At 70.4% G+C, this 24,568-nt stretch carries 23 protein-coding genes; 11 read left to right on the top strand and 12 right to left on the bottom strand.

Annotation, left to right across the window (positions count from 1 at the left end; translation table 11 throughout):
- The first annotated feature begins 77 nt into the window (after positions 1-77).
- Complete coding sequence (locus EU555_RS14955) at positions 78-1,661, top strand: OpgD/OpgG family glucan biosynthesis protein (RefSeq protein WP_135415447.1); 1,584 nt, start codon at positions 78-80, stop codon at positions 1,659-1,661.
- A 113-nt stretch (positions 1,662-1,774) separates the two neighbouring features.
- Positions 1,775-3,835, top strand: coding sequence for a glucans biosynthesis glucosyltransferase MdoH (gene mdoH / locus EU555_RS14950; RefSeq protein ID WP_245524320.1), 2,061 nt, complete (start codon positions 1,775-1,777; stop codon positions 3,833-3,835).
- Between the two features lie 169 nt (positions 3,836-4,004).
- On the opposite strand, the gene EU555_RS14945 is transcribed toward mdoH, so the two are convergent.
- From EU555_RS14945 to EU555_RS14915, 7 genes are all read right to left on the bottom strand, one after another.
- Positions 4,005-4,709: a class I SAM-dependent methyltransferase gene (locus EU555_RS14945; RefSeq protein ID WP_135415445.1), complete on the bottom strand. Its 705-nt coding sequence runs from the start codon at positions 4,707-4,709 to the stop codon at positions 4,005-4,007.
- 432 nt (positions 4,710-5,141) lie between these two features.
- On the bottom strand, positions 5,142-6,362 hold the full coding sequence (locus EU555_RS14940; protein WP_135415444.1) for a DUF2336 domain-containing protein: 1,221 nt from the start codon (positions 6,360-6,362) through the stop codon (positions 5,142-5,144).
- Positions 6,363-6,384: 22 nt separating this feature from the next.
- Positions 6,385-7,425: a transglycosylase SLT domain-containing protein gene (locus EU555_RS14935; RefSeq protein ID WP_135415443.1), complete on the bottom strand. Its 1,041-nt coding sequence runs from the start codon at positions 7,423-7,425 to the stop codon at positions 6,385-6,387.
- A gap of 108 nt (positions 7,426-7,533) precedes the next feature.
- Positions 7,534-7,851 carry a type II toxin-antitoxin system RelE/ParE family toxin gene (locus EU555_RS14930; RefSeq protein ID WP_135415442.1) on the bottom strand — a complete coding sequence of 106 codons (318 nt, stop codon included), beginning with the start codon at positions 7,849-7,851 and terminating at the stop codon, positions 7,534-7,536.
- A complete protein-coding gene (locus EU555_RS14925) occupies positions 7,844-8,158 on the bottom strand; it encodes a ribbon-helix-helix domain-containing protein (protein WP_135415441.1) in 315 nt (104 codons plus the stop codon). The genes EU555_RS14930 and EU555_RS14925 overlap by 8 nt, the downstream gene beginning before the upstream one ends.
- 107 nt (positions 8,159-8,265) lie before the next feature.
- Positions 8,266-8,892 carry a flavin reductase family protein gene (locus tag EU555_RS14920; RefSeq protein WP_135415440.1) on the bottom strand — a complete coding sequence of 209 codons (627 nt, stop codon included), beginning with the start codon at positions 8,890-8,892 and terminating at the stop codon, positions 8,266-8,268.
- A 139-nt stretch (positions 8,893-9,031) separates the two neighbouring features.
- Positions 9,032-9,595, bottom strand: a complete 564-nt coding sequence (locus EU555_RS14915) for a nitroreductase family protein (RefSeq protein ID WP_135415439.1) — start codon at positions 9,593-9,595, stop codon at positions 9,032-9,034.
- A gap of 135 nt (positions 9,596-9,730) precedes the next feature.
- Between EU555_RS14915 and EU555_RS14910 the strand changes: the two genes are divergently transcribed.
- The 5 genes from EU555_RS14910 to EU555_RS14890 all read left to right on the top strand — a co-directional run bounded on the left by EU555_RS14910 (position 9,731) and on the right by EU555_RS14890 (position 16,006).
- A complete protein-coding gene (locus tag EU555_RS14910) occupies positions 9,731-12,196 on the top strand; it encodes a YfhO family protein (RefSeq protein ID WP_245524310.1) in 2,466 nt (821 codons plus the stop codon).
- Positions 12,171-13,070, top strand: a complete 900-nt coding sequence (locus tag EU555_RS14905) for a hypothetical protein (protein ID WP_135415438.1) — start codon at positions 12,171-12,173, stop codon at positions 13,068-13,070. Before EU555_RS14910 ends, EU555_RS14905 begins: the two co-directional genes overlap by 26 nt.
- 205 nt (positions 13,071-13,275) lie before the next feature.
- Positions 13,276-13,818 carry a TadE/TadG family type IV pilus assembly protein gene (locus EU555_RS14900; protein WP_281041289.1) on the top strand — a complete coding sequence of 181 codons (543 nt, stop codon included), beginning with the start codon at positions 13,276-13,278 and terminating at the stop codon, positions 13,816-13,818.
- Positions 13,818-14,576 carry a TadE/TadG family type IV pilus assembly protein gene (locus tag EU555_RS14895; protein WP_135415436.1) on the top strand — a complete coding sequence of 253 codons (759 nt, stop codon included), beginning with the start codon at positions 13,818-13,820 and terminating at the stop codon, positions 14,574-14,576. Before EU555_RS14900 ends, EU555_RS14895 begins: the two co-directional genes overlap by 1 nt.
- Complete coding sequence (locus EU555_RS14890) at positions 14,561-16,006, top strand: pilus assembly protein TadG-related protein (protein ID WP_135415435.1); 1,446 nt, start codon at positions 14,561-14,563, stop codon at positions 16,004-16,006. Before EU555_RS14895 ends, EU555_RS14890 begins: the two co-directional genes overlap by 16 nt.
- A gap of 186 nt (positions 16,007-16,192) precedes the next feature.
- Here the strand turns inward: EU555_RS14890 and thrS are convergent, their stop codons facing one another.
- The 4 genes from thrS to EU555_RS14870 all read right to left on the bottom strand — a co-directional run bounded on the left by thrS (position 16,193) and on the right by EU555_RS14870 (position 20,092).
- Positions 16,193-18,205: a threonine--tRNA ligase gene (gene thrS, locus EU555_RS14885; protein WP_135415434.1), complete on the bottom strand. Its 2,013-nt coding sequence runs from the start codon at positions 18,203-18,205 to the stop codon at positions 16,193-16,195.
- A gap of 225 nt (positions 18,206-18,430) precedes the next feature.
- Complete coding sequence (locus EU555_RS14880) at positions 18,431-19,102, bottom strand: hypothetical protein (RefSeq protein WP_135415433.1); 672 nt, start codon at positions 19,100-19,102, stop codon at positions 18,431-18,433.
- 241 nt (positions 19,103-19,343) lie between these two features.
- A complete protein-coding gene (gene yidD, locus EU555_RS14875) occupies positions 19,344-19,649 on the bottom strand; it encodes a membrane protein insertion efficiency factor YidD (RefSeq protein ID WP_135415432.1) in 306 nt (101 codons plus the stop codon).
- Positions 19,646-20,092, bottom strand: coding sequence for an iron-sulfur cluster assembly scaffold protein (locus tag EU555_RS14870; RefSeq protein ID WP_135415431.1), 447 nt, complete (start codon positions 20,090-20,092; stop codon positions 19,646-19,648). The genes yidD and EU555_RS14870 overlap by 4 nt, the downstream gene beginning before the upstream one ends.
- Positions 20,093-20,343: 251 nt before the next feature.
- On the opposite strand from EU555_RS14870, the gene folE reads away from it, so the two are divergent.
- The 4 genes from folE to EU555_RS14850 all read left to right on the top strand — a co-directional run bounded on the left by folE (position 20,344) and on the right by EU555_RS14850 (position 23,278).
- Positions 20,344-21,003: a GTP cyclohydrolase I FolE gene (gene folE, locus EU555_RS14865; protein WP_135415430.1), complete on the top strand. Its 660-nt coding sequence runs from the start codon at positions 20,344-20,346 to the stop codon at positions 21,001-21,003.
- On the top strand, positions 21,000-21,422 hold the full coding sequence (gene hisI / locus EU555_RS14860; RefSeq protein ID WP_135415429.1) for a phosphoribosyl-AMP cyclohydrolase: 423 nt from the start codon (positions 21,000-21,002) through the stop codon (positions 21,420-21,422). The genes folE and hisI overlap by 4 nt, the downstream gene beginning before the upstream one ends.
- A gap of 175 nt (positions 21,423-21,597) precedes the next feature.
- The gene (locus EU555_RS14855) at positions 21,598-22,989 is read left to right on the top strand and encodes a CoA transferase (protein ID WP_135415428.1); all 1,392 of its coding nucleotides are present in this window, start codon (positions 21,598-21,600) and stop codon (positions 22,987-22,989) included.
- 55 nt (positions 22,990-23,044) lie between these two features.
- On the top strand, positions 23,045-23,278 hold the full coding sequence (locus EU555_RS14850; RefSeq protein ID WP_135415427.1) for a hypothetical protein: 234 nt from the start codon (positions 23,045-23,047) through the stop codon (positions 23,276-23,278).
- 149 nt (positions 23,279-23,427) lie between these two features.
- Here the strand turns inward: EU555_RS14850 and EU555_RS14845 are convergent, their stop codons facing one another.
- Positions 23,428-24,426: a LacI family DNA-binding transcriptional regulator gene (locus EU555_RS14845; protein ID WP_135415426.1), complete on the bottom strand. Its 999-nt coding sequence runs from the start codon at positions 24,424-24,426 to the stop codon at positions 23,428-23,430.
- Positions 24,427-24,568 lie beyond the last annotated feature (142 nt).

Genomic DNA, 24,568 nt, shown 5'->3' with positions numbered 1-24,568 from the left:
CTTAACCCCCGGTTCAGCCGGGATCGTGGTAAACGGCGGCGCCTTCCTTCGAATCCGGCGCGGTACACCTCCCCTTGATGACGAGAGCCCCGACAGACCCGCCCCACCGCGCAGCCATCGACCGACGCACGGTGCTGGCGCTTGCCGGCGGCCTCGCCGTGACCGGCACGGCGGGCGCGCAGCCGGCGGAGCCGGCGCCGCTGTCGGACGGGCAGCGCTTCGATCCGGGCCAGGTGGTCGAGCTCGCGCGCGCCCTGGCGAAGAAGCCGTTCACGGCGCCGGCGAACGACCTCCCCGAGCCGTTCAAGGATCTCACTTACGAGCAGTATATCGGCGTGAGAGCCCAGCCCCCCGCCCTGCTCTGGGCCGGCGAGGGCCGCGGCTTCGTGGTCGAGCCGCTGCACCGCGGCTTCGTGTTCACCACGCCGGTGGCGCTGCACGCGGTGGAGGACGGGGCGGTGCGCCGCATCGCCTATGATCGCACGCGCTTCAGCTTCGGCAAGCTGAAGGCCCCGGAGGAAGGGCGCGACCTCGGCTTCTCGGGCTTCCGGCTCTATGCCGGCTTCAACGGGGCGGCGCCGTCCGACTGCGCGATCTTCCAGGGCGCCTCGTTCTTCCGGGCCCTCGCCGCCGGGCAGAGCTACGGCGTCACCGCCCGCGCCCTGACGCTCAAGCCCGCCGAGGCCAAGGGCGAGGAGTTCCCGCTGTTCCGCGCCTTCTGGCTTGAGCGGCCGGGGGCCGGCACCGGGCAGATCGTGATCCACGCGCTCGTCGATTCCGAATCCGCCACCGCGGCCTTGCGCATGACCCTGCGCCCCGGCGAGGCCACCATCGTCGACGTCGAGGCGACGTTGTGCCCGCGCACCCCCCTCGAGCATGTCGGCATCGCCGGCATGACCGGCGCCTACCTGTTCGGGCCGACCGACCACCGCAACGTCGATGATGCCAGGCCCGCCGCCCACGAGGTCGACGGGTTGCAGATCCGAAACGGCTGGGGCGAGGCGCTCTGGCGCCCGGTGCAGAATCCCGAGACGCTGCAGATCTCCGCCTTCCTCGACCAGGACCCGAAGGGCTTCGGCCTGGTCCAGCGCGCCCGCGCCTATGCCGATTACCAGGACGACGTGCAGCGCTGGGAGAAGCGCCCGAGCCTGTGGGTCGAGCCGCTGGGCAGCTGGGGGCCGGGGGTGGCGCAGCACGGCTGGGGCGCCGGCGCCGTCCAGCTGATCGAGATCCCGAGCGAATCCGAGGTCAACGAGAACGTCCTGGCCTATTGGCGGCCCAAGGACCCGGTCGCCAAGGAGACCGCCTTCAGCTACCGCCAGTTCTGGTGCTGGGCGGTACCGGGCGCCCCGCCGCTCGCCGCCTGCTCGGGCACCCGGATCGGCAAGGGCAACGGGGGCAAGCGCCGGCTCTTCCTCGTCGACTTCGCCGGCGAGGCGCCGTTCGCGGATGGGGTCGACCCGAACGCGCTCCAGCTCGCCCTCAATACGGCGCCCGGCAGCATCACCCGCCAGCGCCTCTACGCCTATCCGGAGCGCAAGACCGTGCGGGCGGTGTTCGAGCTCGATCCCGGCAGCGACACCGCCTGCGAGCTGCGCCTGACCGTCAAGGCCGGCGACAAACCCGTCAGTGAGACATGGCTGTACCGGTGGACCCCGTGACCCTCGCCCAAGGCCCTGCCCAGGGCCTCGATCTCCACCGCCCCGACGCGCCGTCCGGTGCCGCGCCGGCCCTCGCGGTCGCGCCCGCGGTGCCGCCGGAGGCTCCCCTCGCCATGCCGGTGCAGGACTTGCGCCGGTGGTCGGAGGACCAGGAGCACAAGGTGCCCGGCCGTCGCGCGCCCTGGGGGGCCCGCGCCTTCGTGTTCGGCGGCGGGTTCCTGCTCACCGCCTACGGCGCGGTGCAGATGTACGAGGTCGTGTCGGTCGCCGGCTCCACGACCTGGCTGCAGTGGCTGCTCCTCGCGCTCTTCACCCTCAACTTCTCGTGGATCGCGCTGGCCTTCACCTCCGGCCTGCTCGGCTTCCTGGCGCTGCTGCGCCGGCGCCGACCGCAGGCTCAGCCCGGCCCCCTCGCCACCCGCACCGCCGTGGTGATGCCGGTCTACAACGAGGCCACCGCCCGCACCTTCGCGGCGGTCGAGGCGATCCGCGAGTCGATCGAGGCGACGGGCGAGGGCGCGGCCTTCGACTACTGGATCCTGTCCGACTCGACCCAGGCCGATGCCTGGATTGCCGAGGAGCGGGCCTATCTGGCGCTGCGCGCCCGCCTCGGCGAGGACGCGCGCCTCTACTACCGCCACCGCCAGAAGAACCACCACCGCAAGGCCGGCAACATCGCCGACTTCGTCACCCGCTGGGGCGGGCACTACGACCACATGCTGGTCCTCGACGCCGACAGCCTGATGAGCGGCGACTGCGTGGTGACGCTCGCCCGCGCCATGGAGGCGGACCCGGATTCCGGCATCATCCAGTCGCTGCCGCTCATCATCAACCGCAACACCCTGTTCGCCCGGGTGCAGCAATTCGCGGCCCGCATCTACGGACCCGTCATCGCCACCGGGCTGTCGCTGTGGTCGGGCCGCGACGGCAATTACTGGGGCCACAACGCGATCATCCGCACGCGTGCCTTTGCCGACCATTGCGGCCTGCCGGACCTCTCCGGCAAGCCGCCCTTCGGCGGCCATGTGCTCAGCCACGACTTCGTCGAGGCGGCCCTGATCCGCCGCGCCGGCTGGAGCGTGTACATGCTCCCCGATCTGCAGGGCTCCTACGAGGAGAGCCCGCCCTCGCTGATCGACATCGCGATCCGCGACCGGCGCTGGGCGCAGGGCAACCTGCAGCACAGCCGCATCATCGGCACGGCGGGCCTCAAGCTCGCCTCGCGCCAGCACTTCGCCACCGGCATCGCCGGCTACCTCGCATCGCCGCTCTGGGCGGCGCAGCTCGTGGTCGGCATCGCGCTCGCCCTCCAGACCGCGTACATCCGCCCCGAGTATTTCTCGACCGAGTTCCGCCTCTACCCGGTCTGGCCGCGCTTCGACCCGGTGCGCGCGCTGCAATTGTTCGGGATCACCATGGGGATCCTGCTCGCCCCGAAGCTGTTCGGGCTGATCCTCGGCCTCCTCGATGCCTCGGTGCGGCGGGCGAGCGGCGGGGGGGTGCGCCTCGTGCTCTCGGCGCTGATCGAGACCCTGCTCTCGGCGCTGATCGCCCCGATCGCCATGCTGGTCCAGTCCGGCTCGGTGATCCAGATCCTGCTCCGGCGCGACGCCGGCTGGAACCCGCAGCGCCGCGACGACGGCTCGATCCCGTGGTCGGACATCGTGCGCCGGCACCGCTGGCACACGATCCTCGGGCTGGTGGCCGGCGTGTCGGCCTTCGCCATCGCGACCTCGCTGTTCCTGTGGATGTCGCCGACGATCCTCGGCCTCGTCCTGGCGATTCCGATCTCGTGGGCGAGCGGGCAGCTGGGCCTGGGCCTCGCCCTCAAGCGGGCCGGCCTGCTGATGACGCCGGAGGAGCGCGAGCCCCCGGCGATCGCGACCGCCGCCAAAGCGATCGAGGCGCGCAACGCCGCCCTCGGCTACGACGACGCCGACGGGGTGCGGGCGCTCCACGCGGATCCCGACCTCCAGGCCGGCCACCTCGCCTTCCTGCCCCCTTCCGAGCCCCGCCCCCGCGGCGCGCCGCAAGCAGACCACGTCATGGCCCAGGCCAAGGTGGTCGAGGCCGAGACGATCGACGAGGCGGCGGCGTGGCTGAACGCCAAGGAGAAGATGGTGCTGCTGCACGACCGGGCGCTGCTGGATCGGCTCGGGCGCCTGGGCGGTTAGGCGTCCGCAGGGCGCCTGCACGACGGTGCCAGAAGATCGCACGCACCGGCCTTCGAACACCCTCGATGGCATCCCGGTGCTCGCCGAAGGCCGGACCCCGCGTTGACGACGGGGGTGTCCCATCGCGCGGGGAAACCCGCCCGACATCGGACAAGCCGGGCGCGGCGGCTCACCCCGCCGGCTTTTCCCACTCCATCATCATGAACCACGGCACCCGACGGTAAAGCGCGACCTTCGCCGGGTCGCCGCGATGCGGCACCGGCTCGTCGAAGTGGCGCAGGATGAGCCCCCGCCCCAGCAGCAGGGTCATGTAAAGCGACAGCGGCCGGTGCCAGTTGCGCACCCGGATGCCGCTCCACTCCGCCCACTCGGCCCGCTCCTCGAGGTAATCGTCGAGGCGGAAGCGGCGCACGCCGTCGGCATCCCTCAGCCAGGCGCCGGCACTCGCGAGGTTCGACAGGTTGGCGACCAGGAGCGTCCCGCCCGGCGCGAGCACCCGGGCCATCTCGGGGATCGCCGCGTGCGCATCCGGCATGTCGATCAGCGTCAGGTAGCTGACCACGAGGTCGAAGGCGCCGTCCGCGAAGGGCAAGGCCTCGGCCCGGCCGGGGAGATACGCGCCCTCCGGATCGCGGGCGCGGGCCTGGCGCAGCAGCGCGTCGGTGGGATCGATGCCGACCGTCCCGATCCCGAGATCCTGCAGCAGGCGGCAGAAGCGGCCCTCGCCGCAGCCGACATCGAGGGCCCGGCGAAAGCCGCGGCCGCGGATCCGCGCCAGCATCGGCGCATCGAGCACGCAGGCCCGGCCGAAATCGCCCTCCTCGCCGATCTCGGCGATCCAGGCGACGGCGGAGTCGTCCCAACCGTCGGTCATTCGGGTCGTCGGTTCCGTGCGAAGCGCCTCGATCGCGGTCTTAACCGTAAGCTCCCGGAAAGACGAGAGGCTCGCGCATCCGTGATGAATGGGGATCATGGCGCGCGAGATCGGACCTGACGCCATGATGCGCGCGGGCTTGCCCACGCCATACCGAGACCACGAAAGGTCACCCGGGGCTTAATCCCGGCGCAGCGAGAACGAAATTCCCTGCGGCGGACGCTTGTCCACTGGCCGCCCGGCATCGTATGCCGGGTGGGACACCCGAATCGGGAGGAATCGATGAGCGTCTCTGCGCATTTCGTCCGGCCGATCCACCCCCACGCCGTGATCGTCTCCCTGGCCGGCTACCTCGCGGCGGCCGTGATGTGCGCGGACCGGCGGGCGGCTGCGCGCTGAAGCGTCACGCGGCGAGGCGCAGCCGGTCCTGCATCAGGCTGCGAGGCGCAGCCGGTCCTGGCGATAGCTCTCCATCAGGGCGGCGGGGATCGCGTCCAGCACGGAATCGACGGTGGCCTCGTTCACGAGCGCGCGGGCGAGCACCCGTGCCTCGTCTCGGGCGGCCTCGGCGTCGAAGCGGTTGAGCAGGGCCACGATGGCGTGAGCCTCGCCGAAGGGCAGGCGCTCGCAGGCGGTCACGGCCCGCTCGATCATCCGCCGCGACAGGGCCGGGGCGCTCGTCTCGCGCAGGCCCGTACTCTCCTCGTGCCAGGCGGTCATCGCGGCTGCGAAGGCGGGTTCGAGGGCGGGCGGCAGGCCGGCCCGGCGGTAGAGCGCCGCCAGGCCGCTGCCGCGGCGATCGTGCAGGAGCCCCGCCACCCGTTCGGCCGGCAGCCCCGAGAGGTCGGTGAGCGCCGCCTCCGTGAAGGCCATCCGGCCCGACAGCATCGCCCGCAGGATCAGGCCGGGGGTGAGCTGGCCGGCCGCCCGCAGATAGGCGACGAGGCGGCGCAGGTCGGCCGCCTCCGAGCCCTCGGCGAAGCCCAGGGTGGCGCGCTCCCGCGCCTCCCGGGTCACCCGCTCGCTGCGCTCGGGCGAGAGCCAGCCACAGCCGCTCACGAAGGCCGACAGGGCGCTGGCGAGGCGGGCGGCGACCGCCTGGCGCACGTCGAGCGGCAGGTCGGGCCGGGCGAGCAGCGCCTCGCGCAAGCGGGCGTCGTCGCCGTGGCGCTCGACCATCCGCAGGAGGCTGCCGCGGGTGACCTCCGCGCCCGGATTGGCGGCCAGCGCCCGGAGCGCCGCCGCGCCGGCGATCTCGGCGAGGGCTCCGCACAGCATGGCCGAGAGGTGCGGCCTTCCCGCGATGGCGACGCGGCCCGATTCGTCCCCGACCGCGGCGCAGTCGACGAGGTCGGCATCCGACAGGACCGGCGAGCGCGCCAGCACGAGGCCGGCGATCTCCGGCTGGTCCTGGGCGAGCGCCACCACCAGGGTGCGGGGCGCGTCCGCCGCGTTGGCGCAGGCCTCGGCGAGCGCCCGCCGGACCAGGGGCGAGGGATCGTCGAGGAGCGCCGTGATGGCGGTCTTGGCCTCCCAGCGCGCTGCAGGGTCGAGGTCGCCGTAGAGGTAGGCCCGGGCCAGCGACGAGGCCGCCTCGGCACGCCGTCCGGCGGAGTCGTGCTGCGTCCAGAGCAGGAACTGGCGGATGATCATCGGCGCGGCTCCGGGATTCGGGTCAGGACTGGATCGGCGAGGGGCTGAGGGCGGCGCGGTTGCGGCCGCCGCCGTATTCCCGCGGGCGGGCCGGTGGCAGGGGCACGCCGCCCGGGAAGGCGTCCGGCAGGGTCGCCGGGGCTACGCTCCCGGAGTCGGTGCCCGCGGGCGGGGCGGGCGCGGCGGAAGCCAGGACCGGCCCCTCGTTCGAGCGCGGGAAGTAGCTCGGCGCCGCGGCCCCGCTGCCCCGGCCGCCCCACAGGCGGGCGACGCTGTCGGAGACGGGCCCGCGCCGGGCGTCGGTCTGGAAGAGCGAGCGCAGGCCGCTGCCGGCCTCGGGCGCATAGGCGGTCGGCTGGGCACCTTGTGTCGCCGCGGTGGCGGCCGGCGCCGGCGCGGCCGGGCTGGTGCCGAGCACCGCGTAGAGCTCGGAGGCGCTGCGCGCCCGCCCGGTGCGGTCGTAGAACAGGCCGCGGTTGCCGGCGGCGGCCTCCGGCAGGTCGGCGGCGGCGGACCGTCCGGGCGCGGTCTCGGCGGCACGGATCAGCGTCAGGGCGCCCCGCACGCCGAGGAGATGGGCGGCGTAGAGGTCGGCGCGGTTCGGCTCGCGGCCGAGCGCGTCCGAGAGGGCGTCGGCGTTGCGGCGGGTGAGCGCGCCGGCCATCGCGGAGGCGATCTCGGGGTCGCGGCGCAGGTCGAGGATCGCCTGGCGGGCGGCCGGATCGCTCACCGCGTAGCCGCCGGAGGAGCGGGCCGTGATCGCGTCGGCGTAGGAGCCGAGGCCGAGCGACGGCCCGTCCTGCTTCATCACCCCGAGCCAGGTCTGCTCGATGAACTGGAACAGGCCGGTGGCCGAGGAGGTGCCGGCCTTGGCGGAGGGGTTGAGGCTCGACTCGCGCTGCGCCGTCGAGAGCAGGTAGTCGAAGGCGGCGCCGGTCTTCTCCGCACCCTGCCGGATCGCCTCGATCACCGGGTTGCCGGAGGTCGTGCGGCTGGCATTGCCCTGGGGGGCGATTCCCTGGCTGGCGGGTCCCGGCGAAGGCGTGCTGGTGAACAGGAACATGGCGGCCCGGCGGAGCGGCGCCGCAAGACGCAGGCCTGCTCTCTCATGGGGCCGAGGATGCTGGCGTTATGGTAAAGGAACATTGAAGCGGATGGGGGCGGGGTCGTCTCAATCCTCGTCGCCGCGATAAAGCGCTTCGAAATCCCGGCCGCCATAGAACACGTTGGTGATCCGTACCCGGCCCGGCTCGACCCGATACGCGATCAAGGCAGTATGCTCGAACGGCACCGTACGCAGGCCAGGTTCGAGATCGTCCCTGGGGCGTCCGCCTTGCGGGGCGTCGCCGATGCGTTCGCAGCGGTCCTTGATCCGCTGCACAAACGCTCTGGTGGTTTTGAGATTGCGGCTGGCGCGCAGGACCACTCTGAAGATGTCGCGCAGATCGGCATTGGCCTCCGCACGGTAAGTGACCGGCAGCCTACGCACGCTTGTCTCCGGTCTTGACCGTGTTCTCGGCTTCAGCCTCTGCCTCGGCCTCGGCGAACAGCGCATCCAGGTTCGACTGCACCTCCTCACCGGTCAGATCGGGACGCGGATCGTCGAGCGAGCGGCGGATGCGGGCTCGGATGGCGTTCAGGCGCTCGGCATCCTCCTGACGCTGGCGCTGCCAGAGGCGCACCGCGTCGCGCAGCACTTCGCTGGTCGACGCGTACTCGCCTGCCGCGACGCTCTCGCGGACCGCCCGGAGCTGCTCCGACGTCATGGTGATGCTGATCTTTTCCGCGGCCTGCATGGCGGCTCCTGTCCGTGATCGGCCGGGACGGTAGCATAAAATCCCACCCCGGGCAGGAGCCTTGCCGGCGCGCCGCACAGTGCCTGCGCGGCGCAGGACGACCGCCCTCACCGCTTCGGCGTGTCCCCGCCCCCCGCCGGCCGACGCATCTCGAAGCGGTTCTCGGGCTCGACCGTGAAGTAGTCGAAGTAGCCGCCGCGCATGATCGGCCGCATCGCCCCGGTATCGACCCGGCCGTCCGGCGTCACGAAGCGGTCGTCGATGTACATCGACACCACTTGGCCGATCACCATGAAGTAGGCCGGCTCGCCGCCTTCCGCCGGCACGAGCGGGATGGTCTGCAGCCATCGGCATTCGAGGGCGGCGGGCGAGGCGGCCACCCGCGGCGGGCGCACCTTGCGGGACGGCGCCGTGGCGAGGCCCGCGAAGTCGAACTCGCTCTCGCCCCGGGGCAGCGGCGCCGAGGTCTGGTTCATCCCCTCCTTGAGGTCGAGGGTGGCGAGGCTGCAGACGAACTCGCCGCCCTCCTCCGCGAAGGCCAGCGCGTCCTTGCGGCCGAAGGAGGAGAACATCACCATCTCGGGGCTGTCCCCGACGCCGTTGAAGAACGAGTAGGGCGAGAGGTTGAGCTGGCCCGAGGCGCTGAGCGCGCTGACCCAGCCGATCGGGCGCGGTGCCACCAGCGCCTTGAACGGGTTGTGCCGCAGGGTGCGGGTCTCGGCGTCGTAATGCATCGGCGGCCCCAGGATTGTCCGGAAATAGGATGGGCGGGAAGCGGAGGCCCGGCGGGGCGGGCTCAGCCGCCATCGGTAGAGCGTCCCGGGGGCCCGGCGCCAGCCGGGACCGCTCGGGACCGCCCCGCGCGGGACGCCGTCAGTACCGCGTCACGATCTCGTCGAGCGACGGCCGCGGCCGGTCGGGCGGCACCTCGCCGGCACGGCCGACATGGACGAAGCCCGCCAGGCGCTCGGCCGGGTCGAGGCCGAGGGCGTCGAGCACCCGGCGGTCATAGGCCATCCACTCGGTGAGCCAGGCGGTGCGGAAGCCGAGGGCGTTGGCCGCGAGGACGAGGTTCATCGTCGCCGCGCCGGCCGAGAGCACCTGCTCCCAGTCGGGGATCTTCACGTGCGGGCCGGCCCGCGACACCACGGCGATCACCAGGGGCGCCAGCTTGAGGCGCCCGGCCTCGAGGGCGAGGCGCTTGTCGTCGGCCTCCGGGTGATCGGCCCGGTAGGCCTCGGCCACGACGCGTCCGATCCGCTCCCGGCCCTCGCCCTCGATCACGATGAAGCGCCAGGGCGCGAGCTTGCCGTGATCCGGCACCCGCGCGGCGGCGGTGAGGATGGTGTCCAGCTCCTCGGGGGAAGGGCCGGGGCCGCCGAGCTGAACCGGCGGCACCGAGCGGCGGGTGCAAAGGAGGTCGAGGATCGCGTTCATCTCGGCTTCAGTGGCTTGAGCTATAGCGGACGGGGCGGGAAGCGGGACGGCTGGCTGCCATCCTGGCGCCCCGATGCCCCCTTTAAGCACCATTCCGGCCCGGACGGCCACGGCCCGGGCGTGACGAGAAGGCCGATGCCGGCCCGGGCCGGTGCCGAGGACGCCATGACGACGCGCAATCCCGCCCCCCTCGCCTCACCCTGGACCCCGCGGGAGTTCTGGCTGGCGCTCGCCGCCGTGCTGCTGTTCTGGTCCGCCGCCGCCGCGGTCTGGCCGCTCGCCGGCGCCGTCGTGCCGTGGGATTCGAAGAACCACTTCTACCCGATGCTGCGCTACCTCGGCGCGGCGCTCGCCAACGGCGAATTGCCGCTCTGGAACCCCTACCACTTCGCCGGCCACCCGTCCGTCGCCGATCCGCAATCGCTCCTCTTCACCCCGACCATGCTGTTCTTCGCATGGCTCGACCCGTCCCCGTCGATGGAGCTGTTCGACGCGGTGGTATTCGCCCACCTGATCCCGGGCGCGGTCGCGATGCTCCTGCTCTTCCGCCGCCGCGGCTGGCACGCCGCCGGCGCGGTCGCGGCCGCGATGGTGTTCGTGCTCGGCGGCTCGGCCTCGGCCCGGCTGCAGCATACCGGCATGATCATCTCGTACGGCTTCGTCCCGCTCGCCTGGTGGCTGCTCGAGGAGGCGCTCGCCCGCCGCTCCTACGCCTTCGGCCTCGCCTTCGCGGTGGTGGCCGCCGTGATGACGGTGGGGCGCGACCAGGTGGCGTTCCTGAGCGGCTTGAGCCTGATCGGCGTCGCGCTCCACGCCGTGCTGACGGCGCCGGCGCCGCTTCTCTACCTGCGCGGGCGCCTCGGCGTGCTCGCCGTGATGGCGCTCGTCGGCGGCGCGCTGCTCGCCGTGCCCTCGCTCCTCACCATGCAGTTCCTGATGACCTCGACCCGGCCGTCCTTCGCCTACGGCGCGGCCATCATGGGCTCGCTGCCGCCCTCGAGCTTCGCCACCGCCCTGTTCGCCGACGTGTTCGGCTCGCTGCGCTGGACCTACGACTATTGGGGCCCGGACTGGAAGTCGATGGACGGCAACACCTGGACCGACCGGGCGGTGAACTACCTCTTCGCCGGCACCCTGCCGGCCCTGCTGATCCTCTGGCACGGCATCGCGGGCGGACGCCTCGCCGCCCGGGAGATCCGCTATCCCGTCATCGTGCTGGCCGCCGCCACGCTCTACGCCCTCGGGCGCTACACCCCGCTCTTCGCCCCGGTCTTCGACCACGTTCCCGGCGTCGACCTCTACCGCCGGCCCGCCGACGCCACCTTCGTGATCAACCTCGGCATCGCGCTCACCGCCGGCTACCTCGTCCACCGCTACCTGCGCGAGGGCGCGCCCCGGCTCGGGCGTCCCGCCGGGCTCCCGCGCCTCGCAGGCGCCGTCCGCCTCGCCCTGCCGGCCCTGGCACTCTCAGGCTTGGCCGGCATCCTGCTCGTGTCCTACCGCTACGCCGCCAGGGCCGATCACCTGCCCGACGCCGTGCGCGACGGCCTGATCGGCAGCGCCCTGGTGGCGGTCACCGCCGCCGTGATGCTGCGGGCGGACCCGCGCCGGCGGGCGCTCGCGACGGCCGGCCTCGTCGCCTTGCTCGGGGCCGAGCTCGTCTGGCGCAATGCCGGCAACTCCCTCAACGCCGAGCCGGCGGGCCGCTACGCGGTGTTCCAGCAATTGCCGCCGGAGCAGCTCCAGGGCCTGACGCTGCTCAGGTCCGAACTCGACGCCCGCCATGCCAAGGGCGAGCATCCCCGCGTCGAGATCCTGGGCCTCGGCGGCGCCTGGCAGAACGCCTCGATGGTGCTCGGGCTCGAGGACACGATCGGCTACAACCCCCTGCGGCTCGCCGATTACGAGCGCGCCGTCGGCCCCGGCGAGAACGCCGCCGACCCGAACCTGCGCCAGTTCCCGGGCCTGTTTCGCGGCTACCGCTCGCGGCTCGCGAGCCTGCTCGGCCTCGAATACCTCGTCCTCGACCGGCCGGCCGAGCGGCTGCCGCGGCACTTCCCGCAGCTGACCGGCGCCAAGCTCCTCTACGGCTCGGGCGAGATGTGGATCTACCGCCTCGACCCGGCCAAGCCCCGGGCCTACCTGGCGACCCGCCTCGTTCCGGTCGATTCCGAGAGCGTGCTGGGCCAGGACGAGCTGCCCGAGTTCGAGGGCAACGAGACGGCTCTGGTCGACCAGGACAGCGTGCCGAAGATCAAGGGCGCGTTCGGCCTCAAGGACCCGGCGGCGCCCGTGGTCGCCGCGAAGGGCCATGCGACGATCCTCGCCTATCGCCGCAATGTCGTCACCGTGGAGGTCGAGACGGACCGCGACAGCGTGCTGGTGCTGCACGACATCTTCTATCCGGGCTGGGAGGCCCGGGTGGACGGCGCCCGCCGTCCGATCCTGCGCGCCAACCTGCTCTTCCGCGGGGTCGAGGTGCCGGCCGGCAAGCACGTGGTCGAGTTCCGGTTCCGCCCGCTCTCGGTCGGAAACCTGATGGCGGCGGCGAGCGAACTCCTGGCGAGGGACGGCGATGAGGGCGAGACGGCGTTTCGGTGAGGCCCTGGCGCTCGTCGCGCTCTCGGGAAGCGCCGCCCTGGCGCAGGCCCCGGCGCTCCCGCCGAGCGTGGCCCCTCAAGGCGTGACGCAGGGGCCGCCCCCGGCACCGGCGCCCGCGGAGGTGAGCCTGTCCCTGCGGGCGGTCCTGACCAGCGAGGCCAAGCCCCTGCGCGGCGGCCTGACCTGGCGGATCTACGAGGACCGGCCGGAGGGCGGCAAGCCGGTGGTGCTCGCCCGCTCGGAGGAGGCGGCACCGACCTTCCGGCTGCCCCCGGGCACCTATCTCGCCAACGTCACCTACGGCTTCGTCAGCACCTCGAAGCGCGTGACCCTGAATTCCGGCCAGGCCAGCGACCTGCTCGTGGTCAATGCGGGGGCGCTCCGCCTCGGCGGCGCGGTCGGCGACGCCAGGATCGCGCCCGGCCAGCTCGCCTTCGCGGTCTTCGTGCCGATCGGCAACAACCCGGAGGGACGGCTCGTCCGCGACGGCGTCAAGGCCGGCGAGATCGTGCGCCTGCCCGAGGGCACCTACCATGTCGTCTCGACCTGGGGCGATTCGAACGCGATCCAGCGCGCCGACCTGAAGGTCGAGAACGGGCGCCTCACCGACGCGACCCTGAACCACCGCGCCGCCACCGTGACCCTGAAGCTCGTCGCCGCTCCGGGCACCGAGGCCTTTGCCGGCACGGCCTTCAGCGTGCTCACCCCGGGCGGCGACACCATCCGGGAGGCGATCGGCGCCTTCCCGCAGGTGACCCTGGCCGAGGGCGAGTACCAGCTCATCGCCCGCCACGACGGCAAGGTCTACACCCAGGACTTCAAGGTCGAGAGCGGCGTCGACCGCGACATCGAGGCGATCGCCAAGGATCCGTGACAGGCCCTGCAGCCGCAGGCGTGACGGGGCGCCGGCACGGCCGCGCCCGGCGACGCCGGTCGTCTCGTGCCGTGGATCGGCATAGGGCGCGATGTCGAAGCGTTAACCGTACATTCGCCCAAAGCTGACGCACAAAGCTCCCGGTTTCTATATTGCAATTATCTTTGCTTTAAGAGCTCAACCCTACGGTGCTGCCATGTGCAGCGTGCCGGCCCTCCTCCGCGACCGAAGCGGCTCGACGACCGTCGAGTTCGCCATCGTGGGCATGCTGTTCCTCACGACCCTGCTCTTCACCATGGTCGTGGCGCAGATCCTGTACTTCAACCAGAAGCTCGACTACGCCACCGGCCGGGCCGCGCGGGACATCGTCATCGGCAACGCCCAGTCGCAGTCGCCCCCGGCGAGCCGGGCGGCCTTCACGCAGGCGCTCTGCGGCTACCTGCCCGCCGCGATGTCCTGCGGCGACGTGATCGTCAACCTCTACGTCGTGCCGAAGGCGGCGCAGCCGAGCGGCTACTACACCTACGCCAAGTCCGACATGAGCGGGCTGGTGCTGCCGTCGCTAACGCCCGGGAGCGGCCAGTTCACCCTCGGCAACCGCGGCGACTACCAGTACCTGCAGGTGATCTATCCGGTCACCTTCCTGCCCGCCCTGCTGTCGGGCTGGCTCGGCGCCGGCGCGACCTACAACGGCAAGGCGGCCTACCTCCTGATGTCGACCGCCGCCTTCCGGGTCGAGCAGTTCTGATGGGTGCCGCTCCCGCCGACGGGCATCCCGCGCGCCGGAGGACCGGATCGGCGATCCGGCGCTTCCGGGCGGCCGAGGACGGCCTCGCGGCGGCGGAGCTCGCGCTGATCCTGCCCGTGCTCCTGACGATCATGCTCGGCGGCATCCAGCTCGTCGCCTACATCAACGCCGTGCGCAAGGTCGAGCTGGTGGTGCAGTCGATCAGCCAGATGATCTCGCAGACCTCGCCACCCGACGCGAGCACCTCCGTCGCGACCGTCAACGCCGCCGACCTGCATTTCAGCTACGACGCGGCCCTGGTCCTGTTCCCGTACCTGATGGACGACGCCAAACGCCAGGGCAAATCGTGGTGGCAGGACATCACGATCAACTACGCCAGCATCCAGTTCACCCAGGTCGCGACCACCTGCAGCGACGGCAGCGATCTCAGCGCGTGCTACGTCGCCAACGTGGTCTGGACCAGCACCGGGACCACCCAGCCGGCGAGCGGCGCCGCCTTCCGGCCCTGCGGCGTGCCGCAGGTGCCGGCGGCCAACAACGCGGCCCCGACCCGGTCCGCCCTGCCGCGGTCGGTCTACGGTCCGGCCTCGCTGATCGTGGTCGACGTGGTGTTCACCTTCACGCCGACCTTCGGCACCCAGATCCTCCAGCCGATCCGGATCGCGCGCTCGGCCTATGTCCAGCCGCGCTACGCCTCGCTGGTGAACTACGACACCACCAACAACGACGGAATCGCCACGAGATGTCCCGGTTTCTGAGTCGAGCCCGCCGGTTCGCCGCGGCGGCGGCGTCCCTCGCCCGCGCCCGCGGCGGCGGCATCAACATCCTGTTCGGGCTGAGCCTGGTGCCGATCGTCGGCCTCGTCGGGCTCGGGGTCGATTACGGCGTCGCGGTGACCAACCGGTCGCGGCTCGACCGCGCGGCGGACGCGGCGGCGCTGGCCGCCGTCGTCACCGCCAAGGCCTACGTGGCCGCCAACTCGTCGCAGAACGGCGTCCTCGCCGCCGCGCTCACGGCGGGCAAGACCCAGGCCGTCAATACCTTCAACGTCAATACCGGCACCGTCCCGCTGGCCACCGTGTCGCTGGCGACCCCGCAGGTCGTCGCCTCCGGCCAGACCATCACCGCGACGGTCACCTACACGGCGACGATCCAGAACAGCTTCAGCAAGCTGTTCCTCGTCCCCACCACGACGATGGGCAACACCGTCACCGCCTCGGCCGACCTGCCGAGCTACCTCGACTTCTACCTGATGGTCGACGTATCGGGCTCGATGGGCCTGCCCTCGACCGCGAGCGGCATGACCCAGCTCGCCAGCGTCAACAACGACATGTATTCGGATTACAAGCAGGGCTGCCAGTTCGCCTGTCATTTCCCGGGTTATGTCGGCTGGACCAAGGCGGCGGGCAAGATCCAGCTGCGGTCGGACGCGGTGAACAATGCCGTCTGCGCGCTGATCCAGCGCGCCTCGATCCCGAGCGTCCCGAACCAGTACCGGATCGGCATCTACCCGTTCATCAACCAGCTCGCGACGCTCGCCGGCCAGACCAGCGACGTGACCTCCCTGAAGACCTCCGCCCAGTGCGCCCTCGCCTGGCCGCTCGCCTTCACCAACCTCCTCGATACCGGCACGACGCAGCTCAACAGCTTCGGCGATCCCACCACCGGAACCGGCGCGGGCGGCACCCATTTCGAGGTCGCCCTGCCGCAGATGAAGACGATCGTCAGCCAGAACGGCTTCGGCGACGGCTCCACCAGCGCCGCCCGCAAGCCGTTCGTGTTCCTGATCACCGACGGGATGCAGAACGGCCAGCACTTCTTCGTGATGAGCAACGGGAAATACGCCTATCCGGGCAACCCGTCGCAATTTGCCGGCTACGGCAATGCCTGGTGGGACGGCTCACAGCCGGCCCAAATCGATTCCAACAACTGCACGGCGCTGAAGAATGCCGGCGCGACGATCTCTATCCTGTATATCCCCTACAACATCATCGATTTCGTCGACAAGGGCGGCGGCATCGCGTGGGAGAACAACCGTGTCAACGGGTTCAGCCCGACGCTGGCGACGCCCCTTCAGGCCTGCGCCTCGCCGGGCTACTTCCGCACCGCCAACACCCCGGCCGACATCACCGCGGCGCTCAACGCGATGTTCGACCAGGCTTTGCGCGTCGCCCGCCTCACGAAGTAGGTCGGGTGGCGGGCGCAGGCCGGCGCAAGGCCACCGTGACGGCTTGCGCGGATGGATTCTGGCTCGACGGGGTGAGCCTCGCGATGCGGGCGGGGCCGCTCGAGCCGCATTGAGCCTGTCGCGTCAACGCGCCGGCCCGTGCGAGCGAACCCTCCCCGCAGAGGGGGGAGGGTTCAGGCCAGTGCACTACGGCACCGGCTTTTCCCCATGGTGCCCATCGAGCGTCACGCCCTCGCTCGCCACGCTGTCCGCCACGGCCTGCGCCCGCCGCAGGTCCGGGAAGGTCGCCTCGGCCACCAGTTCGGCGAGCGCCTGGTCGAGCGGCAGGGTGCGGCTCTGCGGGCTGCCGAGGCGGCGGATCGAGACGGTGCGCTCCTCGCCCTCCTTGCGGCCGACCACCAGCATCACCGGCACCTTGGCGTGGGAGTGCTCGCGGACCTTGTAGTTGATCTTCTCGTTGCGAAGATCGGCCTCGGCCCGCAGGCCCGCCGCGTCGGCCGCCTTCAGGACCTCGCGGGCATACGGGTCGGCCTCGCCGGTGATCGTCGCGACCACGACCTGCAAGGGCGCGAGCCAGAGCGGGAAGTGGCCGGCGAAGTGCTCGATCAGGATGCCGGTGAAGCGCTCCATCGAGCCGCAGATCGCCCGGTGGACCATCACCGGGGTCTTCTTCTGCCCGTCGGCATCGACGAAGAAGGCGCCGAACCGCTCCGGCAGGTTGAAGTCGACCTGCGTCGTGCCGCACTGCCAGTCGCGGCCGATGGCGTCGCGCAGGACGTACTCGAATTTCGGCCCGTAGAAGGCGCCCTCCCCCGGGTTGATCGCCGTCCTGATCCGCCCGCCGGACTGCTCCTCGATCTGAGCCAGCACCCGGGTCATGACGTCCTCGGCGTGGTCCCACAGGGCGTCCGAGCCGACGCGCTTCTCCGGCCGCGTCGAGAGCTTCACCACGATCTCGTCGAAGCCGAAATCGGCGTAGGTCGAGAGGATCAGGTCGTTGATCTTCAGGCACTCGGCCGCGAGCTGGTCCTCGGTGCAGAAGACGTGGGCGTCGTCCTGCGTGAAGGCGCGCACCCGCATCAGCCCGTGCAGCGCGCCGGACGGCTCGTAGCGCGAGACCGAACCGAACTCGGCCAGCCGCAGCGGCAGGTCGCGATAGGACTTCAAGCCGTGCTTGAAGATCTGCACGTGACCGGGGCAGTTCATCGGCTTGATCGCGAAGACGCGCTCGTCCTCGGTCTTCGTGACGAACATGTTCTCCCGGTACCAGTCCCAGTGGCCCGAGGTCTCCCACAAGGCCTTGTCGAGGATCTGGGGGGCGTTCACCTCGGCATAGTCGCCCTTCAGGCGCCGGCGCATGTAGGCGATCAGGGACTGGAACAAGGTCCAGCCCTTCGGGTGCCAGAACACCACGCCCGGCCCCTCTTCCTGGAAGTGGAAGAGGTCCATCTCGCGGCCGAGCTTCCGGTGGTCGCGGCGCTCGGCCTCGGCCAGACGGTTGAGGTAGGCGTCGAGATCGGCTTGGTTCGCCCAGGCCGTGCCGTAGATCCGGCTCAGCATCGGCTTCGTCGAATCGCCCCGCCAATAGGCGCCCGCCACCTTCATCAGCTTGAAGGCGGTGCCGACCTTGCCCGTCGACGTCATGTGCGGGCCGCGGCACAGGTCGAACCACGCGCCCTGGCGGTAGAGGCGCAGGTCCTCGCCCGGCGGGATCGCGTCGACGAGCTCGACCTTGAAGGCCTCGCCCTTGTCCGCGAAGAGCCGGCGCACGTCGTCGCGGGCCCAGACCTCCTTGGTGAAGGGGGCGTCCCGCGCGATGATCTCGCGCATCCGCGCCTCGATCGCCGGAAAATCGTCCGGCGAGAACGGGGTCTCGCGGTGGAAGTCGTAGTAGAAGCCGTTCTCGATTACCGGGCCGATCGTGACCTGGGTCTCCGGCCACAGCGAATGCACCGCCTCCGCCAGCACGTGGGCGCAGTCGTGCCGGATCAGCTCGAGCGCCCGCGGGTCGGTGCGGTCGAGGAACTCGATGCGCGAGTCCTGGGCGATCGCGTCGTCGAGGTCGCGGACGGTGCCGTCGAGGGCCATCGCCACGGTGCGCTTGGCCAGCGACTTGGCGATGCCCTCGACGACGGCGCGGCCGGTCACGGCGCCGTCGTAGGACCGCGTGGCGCCATCGGGAAATGTCAGGATCGGCATGGGCTCGTAGACTCCTCGGGGCTCACTCCTGCGCACGGTGCAGGTAAGCCGGGTGGTGGACAGAATCCGGCGTGCGTCCCCACGCACCGAACCGGCGCCGTATAGCAGCCACGAGGCGATATGACAGGGGGTGACTCGGAGCAAAAACGCTCCGATTTATAAACTGCCGATTACTTTATATTTTTTTTATTTTATATAATAATATTCTGATAATTTCAATATTAATTATTTATTATTCGGGTGTTTATCATTGGAATTAGCCTTTATTTCGACATTTGCAGGCTCTGCGGTTTGGGAATTGTTCGCATCAACCCTGCGCACCAAACCATCCAACAAACTAGGTATGAGTCTTTCTGAGAATCCTGCCAAAAAACACCAGATGAACGTTTTTGCCCAATCATCTACTCTAATATTAAAATCAATCCAAGAGCTTTTCTCGTCTACTATATCGGGAAACAAATTACCTTTTACGAACCCACCCATAAAAAGTGCTATCATTAGGACTCCAAAAACGATTCCCAAAAAACATAATAAAGATATTTCCCTCAATCCTATAAAGACAAAATTAGCATTTAAAGTATTTCCATTTGCTTTTTCTCGATATATAGGATCATTTTTTGTTTGCCGCAGAAAAAAACTCACTATGGTACCCAAGCAACCTGCAGTCGCTGCAAGAGAAAAAATAGCACTCCATCCACTTGAAACTAAATAACGATAATCCGCATGTTGCTTGCAGTTCTCGCTCAAACAATTTGGAAATATATTAGTAGATTTTATGTACGCATAAAATAAAAAAGGAGAACTCAAAAATAAAATAAATAATATAGAAATGATCAAATGCCCGAGATTTACACCGACTATTCCTCTAAGCAGAGGTTGTTTCGCCTGATCTTCCAATTTCAACCCCCTCGTTATCAAATACCATCACGAATATGATTCTGACGGATTTGACAGATAGTCAATACAAATTATTTTGTTGCGCGAACAAATCTATGCATGACAAGCAAGGAAAAGGCTTTTTCATCTCAATAATATAAAATCACAGTAATTTTAAACAAGTATAAAGATCTTTAAAAATAAATGCAGCACCCAGCAAAATATAACTTGAAAAATATTGTTCAAAGAAGGGCGAAAAGATTTAGTCGCATGTTGGCGGCGGGGCGTTGACCCCGCGCCAGCGGCCATAGGCCCAGGGGCGGTGCCAGGCGGCTTGCGCCGGCAGCGCCTCCGGCACGAGGTCGATGCCGTGGGTGCCGAACGGGCCGCAGCGGCAGATCCGGGCGAATCCCATCCAGCCGCCGGCCCAGAGGCCGTGGCGCTGGATCGCCTCGTCGGCATAGGCCGAGCAGGACGGCCAGTGCCGGCACTGGCGCCCGACGAGGCCAGACAGGGTCAGCTGGTAGCCGCGGATGGCGAGATGCGCCGCGCGGCGGGCCGGGCTCACGCCGGCACCGCTTCGCCTTTCGCGGCGATCTGGTCGAGGGCGTCGACCACGGCGTCGAAGGTGAGCAGCGTCGAGGCGTGGCGCGCCTTGAAGTCCCGCACCGGCTCCAGCACGGCGAAATCGGCGAACTTACCCTGGGGCACCGGGCCGCCCTCCTTGAGCATCCGCCGCACCGTGTCGCGCAAGGCGCGCAGCTCCCCGGCGGTCGCCCCGACCACGTGGCGGGCCATCAGCGAGGAGGCGGCCTGGCCGAGCGCGCAGGCCTTCACGTCGTGGGCGAAGTCGGTGACGGTGTCGCCCTCGGTGACGAGGTCCACCGTCACGGTCGAGCCGCACAGCTTGGAGTGCTTGGACGCGCTCGCCTCCGGGCTCGGCAACCGGCCGAGGCGGGGGATGTCCGCCGCGAGGGCGAGGATGCGGGCATTGTAGATGTCGTCGAGCATGGCGTTCGTACTTTGGACGAGAGGGGCCGCGGGACGGACGAATCGGGCTTGACCGGACCGGTCGGACTTCGGTTTGACGGGTGGATGGACTGAGGACGCGGTGACCTGCTGCGCGCCCGGCGCATTGCGCGCCGGGGCCGGATTCCCGATATAGGCGCGGTTACCCGGCTCCGCGAGGCGCGGCCGGGTCGGGGCGCATCTCAAGTCCCGGCATGGCTGCCCACTGCGGCGGCCCGGATCTTGGAGGCGTGATGGACGCGGTGCTGAAGTCCTTGTCGGTACGGGCCCCGGAGGCGGCCGACAAGCGCAGCGACGCCCCCCGGCCGGAGCGCATCACCGAGCGCCCCACCCGCCAGGAGGCCGAGGCCGCCGTGCGCACCCTCCTGCGCTGGGCCGGCGACGATCCGGAGCGCGAGGGCCTGCGCGAGACGCCCCAGCGTGTGGCCAAGGCCTACGAGCAGATCTTCGGGGGCTACCGCCAGGATCCCGATGCCATCCTCGACCGCGTGTTCGAGGAGGTCGAGGGCTATTCCGACATCGTGCTGGTGCGCGACATCGCGTTCCACTCTCATTGCGAGCACCACATGGTGCCGTTCATGGGGAAGGCCCACATCGCCTACTACCCGAGGCGCGGCGTCGTCGGCCTGTCGAAGCTCGCCCGCGTCGTCGACGCCTTCGCGCGCCGGCTCCAGACCCAGGAGACGATGACGGCGCAGATCGCCGACACGATCGACTCGGTGCTCCACCCCCGTGGCGTCGCCGTGATGGTGGAGGCCGAGCACCTCTGCATGGCGATGCGCGGGGTGCAGAAATCCGGCGTCTCGACCATCACAACCCAGTTCACCGGCGTGTTCAAGCAGGACCCGACCGAGCAGGTCCGCTTCCTCACCCTGGTCCGCGACCGGCGATGAGCCCGCTCCCCACCTTCGCGGCTCCCGGCGACAAGCCTGCGCTGGAGGAGGGCGAGGCCTTCACGCCGCGCTTCGGCCCGGACGGTCTGATCACCGCGCTCGCGGTCGATGCCGAGTCCGGCGCGGTCCTGATGCTCGCCCACATGAACGCCGAGTCGCTGGCCCGCACCCTCGCCACCGGCGAGGTCTGGTACTGGTCACGCTCGCGGGGCGAGCTCTGGCACAAGGGCGCCACCAGCGGGCAGATCCAGACCCTCGTCGAGATGCGGGTCGATTGCGACCAGGACGCGCTCCTGCTGCGGGTGCGGGTCGGCGGCGATGGCGGCTGCTGCCATACCGGGCGGCGGGACTGCTTCTATCGCGGCGTCGCCTATGACGCGCAGAGCGGGGCGGTGCGGCTGGTCTCCCGCCCCTCGTAGCTCCGCGGATCGTCCCTCGCCTGCCCGGGGCTGTCCGGGCAACGGCGGGCCGGCCGGCTCCGTCCGCGCTCCGGTCCGACCCGCGCGCGTCAGGGGATCGCGCGTCAGGGGATCCGGCGCCGCGGTTCGTCCTGTATCCTCCTCCGACAATCCTTCGCGACAGGGGAGCCGAGCGATGACGGGCGAAGCGGGCAGCGAATCCTCCGGCGCGATCCTGACCGCGATCCGGCGCGCCTTCGACGCGGACGCCTCCTCTCCGGTGACCCAGACCGGGACTGGCGCCCTCCCGTCGATCTTCCCGGTCAGCGATCTCGCGGCCGCCTCCGTCGCGGCGGCGGGGCTGGCGCTGGCCGAGCTGGTCGAGGCCCGGTTCGGGAAGCGCCCAGGCGTCGCGGTCGACCGGCGCCTCGCCGGGCAATGGTTCGCCCGCTCCCTCGCGCCGCAAGGGTGGGAGCCGCCGCCGCCCTGGGACCCGGTGGCCGGCGACTATCCGGCGGCCGACGGGTGGATCCGGCTCCACACCAACGCCCCGCACCACCGCGACGCGGCCCTTCGCGTGCTCGGCGCCGCGCCGGAGCGGGCGGCGGTGGCGGCCGCCGTGGCGCACTGGCGGGCGGACGAGCTCGAGGGCGCCGTCGTGGCGGCGGGCGGCTGCGCCGCCACGATGCGCTCAAGCGACAGCTGGGCCGCCCACCCGCAGGGAGCGGCGGTGGGGCGCGAGCCGCTGGTCGCGTGGGAGCCCGGGCCGGACGACCGCGCGGCCGGGCCGGACGGCCTTGCGGCGGCGCGGCCGGAGCGCCCGCTCGCGGGCTTGCGCGTCCTCGACCTGACCCGGGTGCTGGCCGGCCCCGTCGCGACCCGCTTCCTCGCCGGATACGGCGCCGCGGTGCTGCGCCTCGACCCGCCGGGCTGGGACGAGCCGGGCGTCGTGCCGGAGATGACGCTCGGCAAGGCCTGCGCCCGGCTCGACCTCAAGGATCCGGCCGGGCGGGCGCGCGTCGAGGACCTGCTCGCCGGGGCGGACGTGCTGGTCCACGGCTACCGGTCCGACGCGCTGGCGCGCCTCGGGCTCGACGCCGGGGCCCGGGCCCGCCTGCGGCCGGGCCTGATCGACGTCAGCCTCGACGCCTATGGCTGGACCGGGCCGTGGCGGGAGCGCCGCGGCTTCGACAGCCTGGTGCAGATGAGCTCCGGCATCGCCGAGGCCGGGATGCGCCGGGCCGGGGCCGACCGGCCGGTGCCCCTGCCTGTCCAGGCTCTCGACCACGCCACCGGCTACCTGATGGCGGCGGCGGTTCTGCACGGCCTGACGCGGCGCCTCGCCACCGGCCGCGGCCTCGCCGCCCGGGCCTCCCTCGCCCGCACCGCCGCGCTTCTGATCTCCGCCCCGCCCGCCGCGCCCGAACCCGCCCCGGCAGCCCTCGCCCGGGCGGATTTCGCCGACGCGCCGGAGTCGACCGCCTGGGGCCCGGCCCTGCGCCTGCGCCCGCCCCTCACGGTCGACGGCGCGCCGATGCACTGGGACCGCCCCGCCGGCCCCCTCGGCGCGGCCGAGCCGTCCTGGTGAGGAACAGGGCCAGCGACCCGGAGTTGCCCCGGCTCATCCGCGACAGGAGGAGCCCATGGCCGGCGAGAAGCCCCACGGCGACAAGACCCACGCGCAGAACCTCCGGCTGATCGAGGGCAAGGACGGTCCCAACGTCCCGGCCGGCGGCGGCGCCCGCATCCGCACCAGCGCCGACCCGACCCGGCCGCCCTCGACCCACCAGGAGAGCCGCGACCACAACAAGCACAACAATCCAGGCCAGGACGGCCATCGGCCGCAGAAGCACAGCCCGGCGGAGGAGAAGCCGTAGGGGAAGCGGTCCGCGTTCCGCTCGATCTGTTCGAATCGGGATGGAGCTGTCTCCCCTCTCCCACACCTTGCAGCGATACCAGGCTTGCCTGGTATCGCCTTGAGAGGCGATCCCGCGCATTCCTCCTGCGTGACAGATCAGGCGGAATTCTACGAGCCTGATGATGTCCGTCGCTCCGTCGACCCCCGGGCGATCAGGCGCCCGCTCAGCACCACCTTGCGCACCGGCTGGTCCGGAGTCTTCAGCCGGTCGAACAGCAGCCCCATCGCGTGGGCGCCGATCTCGGCGACGGGCTGCTCGATCACCGTCAGGCCGGGCTCGACCAGCTCGGTCCAGGGCTCGTTGTCGAAGCCCGCGAGGGCGATCCCGCCCGGCCAGGCGATCCCCGCCGCCCGGGCTGCCCGCACCGCTCCCATCAGGATCAGGCCGTTCGAGAGAACGAGCGCCTCGGGCCGCCCGGGCTCGGCGAGCCAGCGGGCCACCTCCCCTTGCGCCCGCTCGGCCTCCGGCAGCACGGTGCGGACCTGCGGCGCGAGGCCGTGGCGGCGCATTGCCGCGAAATAGCCCTCGCGGCGCTCCTCGGCGGTCGAGCTCGTCGAGCCGAACAGGCCGCCGATGCGGGAGAAACCCTGCTCCACCAGATGGTCGACCAGGGCGGCGCCGGCCGCCGCGTTGTCGAGCACCACCCCGTCATGGCCGCCCGGCGGGCCGGTGCGGTCGATCAGCACCAGCGGGAAGGCGAAGTCGGACGGCCGCAGCCGCTCGGCGGTGCGGCGGGTCGGCGCGAACACGACCCCGGTGACCCGCTCTTCCTGCATCAGGCGCAGGTACAGGGCCTCGCGCTCGGGGTCCTCGCCGGTGTTGCACAGGATCAGCCGCATCCCGGCCCGGTAGGCCGCGTCCTCGACGGCGCGGCTCACCGCGGTGAAGAACGGGTTGCGGATGTCGGCGACGATGAGCCCGATCGTCTGCGTCGCCTGCGACCGCAGGCGGCGAGCCGAGAGGTTCGGCCGGTAGCCGGTCGCCCGCACCGCCGCCTCGACCTGCTCGCGCAGCGCGTCGCTGACCGGACCCTTGCCCAGGGCCCGCGACACGGTCGCGGTGGAAACGCCCGCCGCGCGGGCGACGTCTCGGATGCCGACGGCCATCGCCTCGAAAACGTTTTCAGACTCGTTACACCGGTTGTGACAGCCGGCCGCCGCGTCCGCAAGTCCTTACACGCGGAATTCGAGCGGACCCGTCGCCCGGCCCGTTGACAGGGTCTGTGAAAACGTTTTCATAAGCACCAAC

Origin of the sequence: Methylobacterium nonmethylotrophicum (assembly GCF_004745635.1) — a bacterium.
Taxonomy (GTDB): domain Bacteria; phylum Pseudomonadota; class Alphaproteobacteria; order Rhizobiales; family Beijerinckiaceae; genus Methylobacterium; species Methylobacterium nonmethylotrophicum.
This window is presented reverse-complemented; position numbering and strand designations above follow the sequence as displayed.